Annotated in this window: 9 protein-coding genes; 4 read left to right on the top strand and 5 right to left on the bottom strand. The window is 65.5% G+C overall.

What is annotated here, in order from left to right; genetic code table 11:
- Nucleotides 1-434: redox-sensitive transcriptional activator SoxR (gene soxR / locus L6D89_RS27560; RefSeq protein WP_236201765.1), on the bottom strand; the 434-nt coding region annotated here is incomplete at its 3' end.
- Between the two features lie 74 nt (nt 435-508).
- Between soxR and L6D89_RS27555 the strand changes: the two genes are divergently transcribed.
- Nucleotides 509-865: an antibiotic biosynthesis monooxygenase gene (locus tag L6D89_RS27555; protein ID WP_236201764.1), complete on the top strand. Its 357-nt coding sequence runs from the start codon at nt 509-511 to the stop codon at nt 863-865.
- Between the two features lie 117 nt (nt 866-982).
- On the opposite strand, the gene L6D89_RS27550 is transcribed toward L6D89_RS27555, so the two are convergent.
- The 4 genes from L6D89_RS27550 to L6D89_RS27535 form a co-directional block, all read right to left on the bottom strand.
- The gene (locus L6D89_RS27550) at nt 983-1,420 is read right to left on the bottom strand and encodes an acetyltransferase (protein WP_236201763.1); all 438 of its coding nucleotides are present in this window, start codon (nt 1,418-1,420) and stop codon (nt 983-985) included.
- Between the two features lie 177 nt (nt 1,421-1,597).
- Nucleotides 1,598-3,208, bottom strand: a complete 1,611-nt coding sequence (locus L6D89_RS27545) for an ABC-F family ATP-binding cassette domain-containing protein (protein ID WP_236201762.1) — start codon at nt 3,206-3,208, stop codon at nt 1,598-1,600.
- A gap of 363 nt (nt 3,209-3,571) precedes the next feature.
- Nucleotides 3,572-4,165, bottom strand: a complete 594-nt coding sequence (locus tag L6D89_RS27540; protein WP_236201761.1) for a tRNA-uridine aminocarboxypropyltransferase — start codon at nt 4,163-4,165, stop codon at nt 3,572-3,574.
- Complete coding sequence (locus L6D89_RS27535) at nt 4,162-5,058, bottom strand: LysR family transcriptional regulator (protein WP_024765259.1); 897 nt, start codon at nt 5,056-5,058, stop codon at nt 4,162-4,164. Before L6D89_RS27535 ends, L6D89_RS27540 begins: the two co-directional genes overlap by 4 nt.
- A gap of 288 nt (nt 5,059-5,346) precedes the next feature.
- Here L6D89_RS27535 and speB point away from each other — a divergent pair, with 288 nt between their 5' ends.
- The 3 genes from speB to L6D89_RS27520 are packed head-to-tail and all read left to right on the top strand — an operon-like array spanning nt 5,347 to nt 8,273.
- Nucleotides 5,347-6,306 carry an agmatinase gene (speB, locus tag L6D89_RS27530; RefSeq protein ID WP_045212323.1) on the top strand — a complete coding sequence of 320 codons (960 nt, stop codon included), beginning with the start codon at nt 5,347-5,349 and terminating at the stop codon, nt 6,304-6,306.
- 16 nt (nt 6,307-6,322) lie between these two features.
- Nucleotides 6,323-6,733 (top strand): YybH family protein, encoded by a 411-nt coding sequence (locus L6D89_RS27525; RefSeq protein WP_236175039.1) that lies wholly within the window; start codon nt 6,323-6,325, stop codon nt 6,731-6,733.
- Nucleotides 6,734-6,758: 25 nt separating this feature from the next.
- Nucleotides 6,759-8,273 (top strand): purine-cytosine permease family protein, encoded by a 1,515-nt coding sequence (locus L6D89_RS27520; RefSeq protein ID WP_236201760.1) that lies wholly within the window; start codon nt 6,759-6,761, stop codon nt 8,271-8,273.
- Nucleotides 8,274-8,275 lie beyond the last annotated feature (2 nt).

Below are 8,275 nucleotides of genomic sequence, written 5' to 3'. Positions count from 1 at the left end.
GGCCCCTCCTCCGCCAACCTGTCCCCCGGATTGCGCAACGGGCAGGCCTCCATCGACAAACACCCGCAACCGATGCAGCCGTCGAGTTGATCGCGCAGCAGCAGCAATTTCTCGATCCGCTCGTTCAGGTCCTCGCGCCAGCGTGCCGACAATCGCGCCCAGTCCGCCGCCGACGGGTTGTGCCCTTTCGGCAACGAACCCAGTGCCTCGGCGATCTCCCCCAGGGGAATGCCGACCCGTTGCGCCACCTTGATCACTGCCACCCGGCGCAGTGTGTCGCGGGAATAACGGCGCTGGTTGCCAGCATTGCGCGAGCTGCTGATCAGGCCCTTGGCCTCGTAGAAGTGCAGCGCGGAAACCGCCACGCCGGCACGCTTGGCCAGCTCGCCGACGCTCAGCTCGCGATGCATGGAGCAGGAAGAAGATTCTTTCATGGGCTATTGACCTCAACTTAAGTTGAGGTTTTACCCTCGCCAGGCATTCGGTTCAAGCCAGGGAGCCCAGGAACATGACGCAACCCGCCCCGATCACCGCCCATGCCTGCGTGGACAACCCGCACTTCATCCTGCAGATCGAGATTGACGTACCACCCCGGCAACGCCCGCACATTGCCGCGCGGCTGGGCGATTACCTGTCGCACCTGCAGGAGCTGTTCTACCGACGCCCCGGCTACCTCGCCAGCGAGCTGCATGCCGAAGGCGAGCCACAACGGCTGGTCGGTCGCCTGCACTGGCGCCGCCAGGAAGACTGGGAAGCCGCCTGGGACTGCCGCCACACCGCCAGCGACCTGTTCGCCGACAGCCTGCTCAGGCTCGGCGCGCGGAGCATCCGCTTCGGCAGCGGCGAGACCGAGCACACAGCGTGACCCCCGGCTTTTTGTAGGACCGAGGGGGATGCCTAGTCCTTGCTCGCGAACCCGTCTGAGGCAACGGCATCGTCGGGAAATCCATTCGCGAGCAAGCTCGCTCCTACACAGAGCCGCTTATGCCGGCAGGCTCATATGCAGCAAGGGGAATGGCCGCCCTTCGCCATCCAGCGGCGAGCGCCCGGTCTGGACAAAGCCATAGTGCAGATAGAACCCCACTGCCTGAGGATTCTGTTCATTGACGTCGACACTCAGCGTACCGCGCGATTCGCGCACGAAATCCAGCAGCGCGCGGCCAAGGCCCCGCCCCCGGCAATCCGGGTCGATGAAAAGCATTTCCACATGGTTGTCGTTGAGGCCGATGAAGCCCTGGGGACAGTCGTCGGCATCGACCGCCACCCAGACCTCGACGGCGGGCAGGTAGAGATCGCGAACCTGCGGCAGCAGCGCGTCTATGTCGGCGGGTTGCAGGAAGTCGTGGGTCGCGCGCACGGCGCCCAGCCAGATGTCGAGCAGCCGCGGGTTGTCCGCAGCAATGCGTTGGCGAATGAGCATGAATTCATCCTGATTCAGCAAATCACAATGGGATAGCGCGCCACGCAGGTGACGGCCGTTGGAGCGTCGGCAGCATGAATGCCCGCTTCGCGAATCAACGCCTGGGCGGTGCACGGCAGAGGCAGCCGGAGAGGGAAGGACGACGATCCTACCCAGCCCTTCCCGACCGGTAAAGCCTCACCCGGCCAGCCAGCGCCAGCCGATCTCCCCGCACTCCAGCCGCGCATCGAGTTCGAGCCGGTCGAGAAACGCAGCGTCATGGGAGACCACCAGCAGCGCGCCCCGGTACTGACGCAGGAGGTTTTCCAGCGCCTCGCGGGAAGGCAGGTCGAGGTGGTTGTCCGGCTCGTCCAGAAGCAGCAGCTGCGCCGGATGCTCGGCGTAGAGTTCGCAGGCCAGCGCCGCTTTCAGCCGCTCGCCACCGCTGAGCAGCGCACTGGGCAACTCGACCCGTGCCGCCGGCAAACCCAGCTGCGCCAGCCGGGTACGCAGCAGCGCAGGGTCCGCCACGCGATTGCGCTCCTGTAGCTGCTCGAACACCGAACGCTCCGGCGCCAGCGCGGTCAGGTGCTGATCCAGATAGGCACTGCGCACCCTCACTTCGCAGAAGCCAGCAGCGGGGCTGAGTACGCCGGCCATCACCTTGAGCAGGGTCGACTTGCCGCTGCCGTTGCGCCCGGTGACCGCCACACGGCGCGGCCCGTTCAACTGCAAGTCCAGCGGCGCAGCGTTGCCGTATGGCAGGCGCAGCGACTCCAGCAGCATTACCCCACGGGACTCGGGCAGCTCGCAGTCCGGCGCGTTGAGGACCACCGCGCGGTCCTCGCGCAACTGCTCGAAAGCCTCGCTCACCTCCCGCGTCAGCCGTTGCCGACGCTCGTCATGCTGCGTGGCCAGGCGCGCGATGCTGCCCTGGCTGCGCTCCTTCTGCCGGTCGACGAGAATCTTCGCCTGATTGGCTTCCTTGGCCTCCTTGCGCCCCTTCGCCTGCCGATGCTCCTGGCGCTCGCGCTGCTCCTGCATGGCGTGCTGCTGGCGATCACGCTCCAGCTTGCGCCGCTGCAACTCGCGCTGGGCATTGTCCTGCTCCTGCTGACGCACCTCACGGTAGAAGGCGTAGCCACCGGAGTAGCTGCGCAGTCCAGCCGAAGACAGCTCGACGATGCGTTGCATGTCGTCGAGCAACAGGCGGTCATGGCTTATCAGAATCAGGCCGCCGCGCCAGCGCTGCAGTTGGTCGCACAGGGCATCGCGGCCGGTGCGGTCAAGGTGGTTGCTCGGTTCGTCGAGGATCAGCCAATCGGCGCCGCTGAGCCAGGCGCCAAGCAGCGCAACCCGTGTGCACTCGCCACCACTGAGGCGCGAGGCGGGCGTATCTGGCAGCAGATGGGCGAGCCCGGCCGCCGACAGTTCCGCCTCCAGGCGGGCGCGGATGTCCCAGTGGCCATCGAGGCGTTCAAAATCGGCCTGGGCGACCCCACCGGCTTCGACGCGCGCCAGCGAATCCAGCAGCGGTTGTACGCCTGCCAATTCTGCGACGCAGCCAAACCCTTGTGGCTCGAGGCGCTGTGGCAGGTAATGCACCGGCCCGGAGAGCAGGCAACGACCGGCGCTGGCAGCCAGCTCGCCCGCCATGATCCGCGCCAGCACGGACTTGCCCACGCCATTGCGCCCGACCAATGCGGTGCGACGGCCATCAAAGGTTTCATCGAGGTCGTGAAACAGCGGTTCGCCCGTGGGCAATTGAAACGTGACGCCATGCAGCGTCAGGGAGACAGGGTTCGTCATACGCCAATCCATCGGATGCCGGGTAACCCCCAGGAACGGAACCTGGGACGGAAACGGGCCGTGAAACCACGGCGGCATCAATGACGCATCGGACGAACACCTCGCGAAGGGGAGTAAGGGGCGCAGTATACGCGCGTCCCCGCGCTCCTGCTCCTGTAGGAGCAACTGTCTTCTCTGGATAGCCCGTCTCTGCGTCTTCCCCCTCACCCCAACCCTGGCTGCGCGCCCCGCTCCTCAGGGAGAGGGGGCAGTCCGAGCCGACTGACGCGAAGGTTTCATCCTGCACCGAACGGTCCCCTCTCCCCTTGGGAGAGGGCTAGGGTGAGGGATGGTCCAAGCGCAGAGGTATCTCGTAGGAGCGGATCAGCAGCGCGGCCCGTGGTTGCGCTGGAAGGTTTCCTCGCCCATCGCGGCGATCTGCCCTTCGATCAGTGCATCGAACGGGCGCAGCAGCGCGGCGTGGGACTGCGGCGCATCCAGCGCATCGAGCGCATGCACCACCGCTTCGATGGTCGACAGTGCGCCTTCGACCGGCGCCTTGCGCAGGCGGTAGCGCGAGGTGAGTCCTTCCGGCAGCACAACGCGCGGCAGCGCAGCGAGGTTCGGGTTGAGGTGCAGCAGCTTGCGCGCCTTGCGCCAGGTGCCGTCTGGGACGACCAGCAGGCGTGGTTTATCCACAGGCTGCGCGGCCAGATCAGCCAGACCGACAGCGGATTCGCCGGGGAACAATAGCCAGGCGTCCCAGGCGGACAGGTCGAGGCTGCTGAAGTCCTCGTCAACCATCAATTCCGCATTGACCAGGCCAAGCGCCGCCAGCCGCGCAGTGTTCAGCGCGTGGCCGACCTCGCTCGGATGCTGCAACAGCAGCACGCGGGTGCGGTTATCCACACGGGGAATCAGCGCACACAGGCAATGCTTCAACGGGCGCTCGCAGCGCGGACAACGGGCGCGGCTCATGACTGGCTCGGCTGGGTGCGCAGCAGGTCGCGGAAGTTCTGGATCAGCGGCTCGCGCGAGCGGCCCCGGCGCAGGATCAGCGAAAACGGCGCCTGGTAGCCGAAGGTCGCCGGCAGCAGCGCGCGCAGGCGGCCCTGCTCCACCCAGGGATGGGCGTAGTGCTCGGGCAGGTAGCCGATGTAGCCGCCGGAAAGAATCAGGATCAGCTGCGCCTCCATACTTTCCACCGTGCCGGCGCTGTGCTTGAAGCCGTGCCGCGCCAGCTCCGCCTGGCTCCAGTAGCCGCGGCCAACCATGCGCTGCTGGGTGATCAGCTCGGCGGGGATGCGCCGTCCGTCGAACAGCGGGTGGCGGTCGCTGCAGTACAACCAGTGCTGCTCTCTATAAAGAGGCTGGTAGACCAGGCCGTTCATCCGGCTGAAGAACGAGCCGATGGCCAGGTCCAGGCGGTTGTCCAGCACCGCCAGTTGCAGCTCGTACGGGCTCTGCACCTGCAAGTGCAGGTGCACCGCGGGGTGCAGGCTGCTGAAGGAGCCGATCACATCCGCCAGCGGCAGCGCCGGGTCGCTCACGGTGGAATCCAGCACGCCAAGGTTCAGGGTGCCGCGCAGCTCACCCTTGAGGGTCGCCGCATAGCGCTCGAAGCCTTCCAGCTCACCGAGGATGCGCAGGGTTTCCTGGTGGAACAGCTCGCCCTTGCTGGTCAGGCCGAAACCGCCACGCCCACGGTGGCAGAGCACGATGCCCAACTGGTTCTCCAGTTGGCTCATGTAGGTGCTGATCGCCGAGGTCGACAGGTTCAGTTCCTGCTGTGCCGCGGCGAAGCCCTGGCTGCGCACCACGCAGGCGAAAATCCGCAGCAGTTTGACGTCGGGCAATGCGCTCGCGCTCATGAAGACTCCGCAAAACCGCGGCCGGGCCGCTCTAGTTCAGTAGTTTCTATACCTGAAAAAAGGATGATAGCAAGCCACCTATCTATTCAGGAACCGCAGGCCACAAGCCCGGCGAGCCGTCTGCTGCGGCAAGGTGGCGCAGTCTAGCCGCCGTCATTAGTTTAGAAAACTCTGAAGTGATTATTTGTAGCCAGCGATTTTTTCCACTACCCGGCATGAAGAAAATCGACCCCCTGTATTCAACAAGCCTGTTTCCACGAAGACAGCGATCAGCCTGAGGCCCTCCCCATGGACAAGAAACTTCACCAGCCCCTGGGCGGTAACGAAATGCCGCGTTTCGGCGGCATCGCCACCATGATGCGCCTGCCGCATATCCAGTCCCCCGAAGAGCTCAACCAGCTCGATGCCGCCTTCGTCGGCGTGCCCCTGGACATCGGCACCTCCCTGCGCTCCGGCACTCGTTTCGGGCCGCGCGAAATCCGCGCCGAGTCGGTGATGATCCGTCCGTACAACATGGCTACCGGCGCTGCGCCGTTCGACTCGCTGAACATCGCCGACATCGGTGACGTGGCGATCAACACCTTCAACCTGATGGAAGCCGTACGCATCATCGAAGAGGCGTACGACAAGATCCTCGACCACGGCATCCTCCCGCTGACCCTGGGCGGCGACCACACCATCACCCTGCCGATCCTGCGTGCCATCCACAAGAAGCACGGCAAGGTCGGCCTGGTTCACATCGACGCCCACGCCGACGTGAACGACCACATGTTCGGCGAGAAGATCGCCCACGGCACCACCTTCCGCCGCGCGGTGGAAGAAGGCCTGCTGGACTGCGACCGCGTGGTGCAGATCGGCCTGCGTGCGCAGGGCTACACCGCCGAAGACTTCAACTGGAGCCGCAAGCAGGGCTTCCGCGTAGTGCAGGCCGAAGAGTGCTGGCACAAGTCGCTGGAACCGCTGATGGCCGAAGTCCGCGAGAAAGTCGGCGGCGGCCCGGTGTACCTGTCCTTCGACATCGACGGCATCGACCCGGCCTGGGCGCCCGGCACCGGCACCCCGGAAATCGGCGGCCTGACCACCATCCAGGCGATCGAGATCGTCCGTGGCTGCCAGGGCCTGGACATCATCGGCTGCGATCTGGTCGAGGTCTCCCCGCCCTACGACACCACCGGCAACACCTCGTTGCTCGGCGCCAACCTGCTGTACGAAATGCTCTGCATCCTCCCGGGCGTAGAGCGCCGCTGAGCGCACGAGCACACCCATGAATAACGACGCCTGCGTAGCACAGGTGCTGGAGGCTGCCCGCGATCTCGTGGCAGCCTTCGCGCGCACCGACACCGAAGCCTACTTCGCCGCCTTCAGCGAAGACGCCTCCTTCATCTTCCACACCTGGCCGGTGCCGCTGCTGTCGCGCGCGGCTTATCGCGAAGTGTGGGAAGGCTGGCTGCGTGACGATGGTTTCGAAGTCCTTGACTGCCTTTCGAGCAACACCTTTGTGAGCCTGCAAAGCGAAGACGTGGCGGTGTTCTGCCACGACGTCGCCACGCGGCTGCGCATCCAGGGAGAGGAAAGCCTGAACCACGAACGGGAGACCATCATCTTCCGCCGTGATCCGAAACAGGGCCGCTGGCTGGCCACACACGAGCACCTGTCACCGTCTCCGACGCCATAAAGACAGGGCTCCCCGGGAGGAAGTCATGGATAACAAGAACAACGCACACGCAATTACAACCATCGAGACATTCGGGGTCGAACAGATCCCGGATAGCGAACGCAACGCCACGCCCACCGACCTGTTCCGCATGATCTTCGGTGGCGCCAACACCTTCGCCACCGCCGTGCTCGGCAGCTTCCCGGTGCTGTTCGGGCTGTCGTTCCAGGCCGGCGTCTGGGCCATCGTCCTCGGCGTACTGGTCGGCTCGCTGATCCTCGCACCGATGGGCCTGTTCGGTCCGCTCAACGGCACCAACAACGCGGTCTCCTCGGGCGCCCACTTCGGCGTGCACGGGCGGATCGTCGGTTCGTTCCTGTCGCTGCTCACCGCTGTCGCGTTCTTCTCGCTCTCCGTGTGGAGCTCGGGCGATGCGCTGATCGGTGGCGCCAAGCGCCTGTTCGACCTGCCGGAAACCGACCTGACCCTGGGCCTGGCCTACGGTCTGTTCGCCGTGCTGGTGCTGATCGTCTGCATCTACGGCTTCCGCTTCATGCTGATGGTCAACAAGATCGCCGTATGGGCCGCGAGCCTGCTGTTCCTGCTCGGCCTGTTCGCCTTCTCCGGCCCGTTCGACGCCAGCTACGCCGGCACCGTGCAGATGGGTAGCGAAGGCTTCTGGGCCGCCTTCATCGGCGCCGCCCTGCTGGCCATGAGCAACCCGGTGTCGTTCGGCGCCTTCCTCGGTGACTGGGCGCGCTACATCCCGCGCCAGACCTCGCAGAAGCGCATCATGCTGGCGGTGATCTGCGCCCAGCTGGCGACCCTGATCCCGTTCCTGTTCGGCCTGGCCACAGCGACCATCGTTGCCGTCAACGCCCCGGACTACATCGCGCAGAACAACTACGTCGGCGGCCTGCTGGCGGTTTCGCCGAGCTGGTTCTTCCTGCCGGTGTGCCTGATCGCGGTGATCGGCGGCATGTCCACCGGTACCACCTCGCTGTATGGCACCGGCCTGGACATGTCCAGCGTGTTCCCGCGCCTGCTCAACCGCGTACAGGCCACCCTGCTGATCGGCCTGCTGTCGATTGCCTTCATCTTCATCGGTCGCTTCGCCGCGAACCTGGTGCAGAGCGTGTCCACCTTCGCCGTGCTGATCATCACCTGCACCAGCCCGTGGATGATCATCATGATCCTCGGCCTGATCATCCGTCGTGGCTTCTACCACGCCGATGACCTGCAGGTGTTCACCCGTGGCCAGGAAGGCGGCGCCTACTGGTTCCACAACGGCTGGAACTGGCGTGGCATGGGTGCGTGGATCCCGAGCGCGGCCCTGGGCCTGTGCTTCGTCAACCTGCCGGGCCAGTTCGTCGGCCCGCTGGGCAACCTGGCCGGCGGTATCGACATCAGCCTGCCGGTCACCCTCGGCGTCGCTGCCCTGCTCTACATCGCCCTGCTGCGGACCTTCCCGGAACCCGCCGGCGTCTACGGCCCCAAGGGCCCGCGCTGGGTCGGCAGCAATGACCGCCCGGTGCGCAGCATCAGCGAGCCGGCGGCCTGAGC

The organism is Pseudomonas pseudonitroreducens, assembly GCF_021603645.1.
GTDB classification, from domain to species: Bacteria; Pseudomonadota; Gammaproteobacteria; order Pseudomonadales; family Pseudomonadaceae; genus Pseudomonas; species Pseudomonas pseudonitroreducens.
Note: the sequence above shows the minus strand (reverse complement) of the source record. Positions and strands in the feature narration are given on the sequence as shown.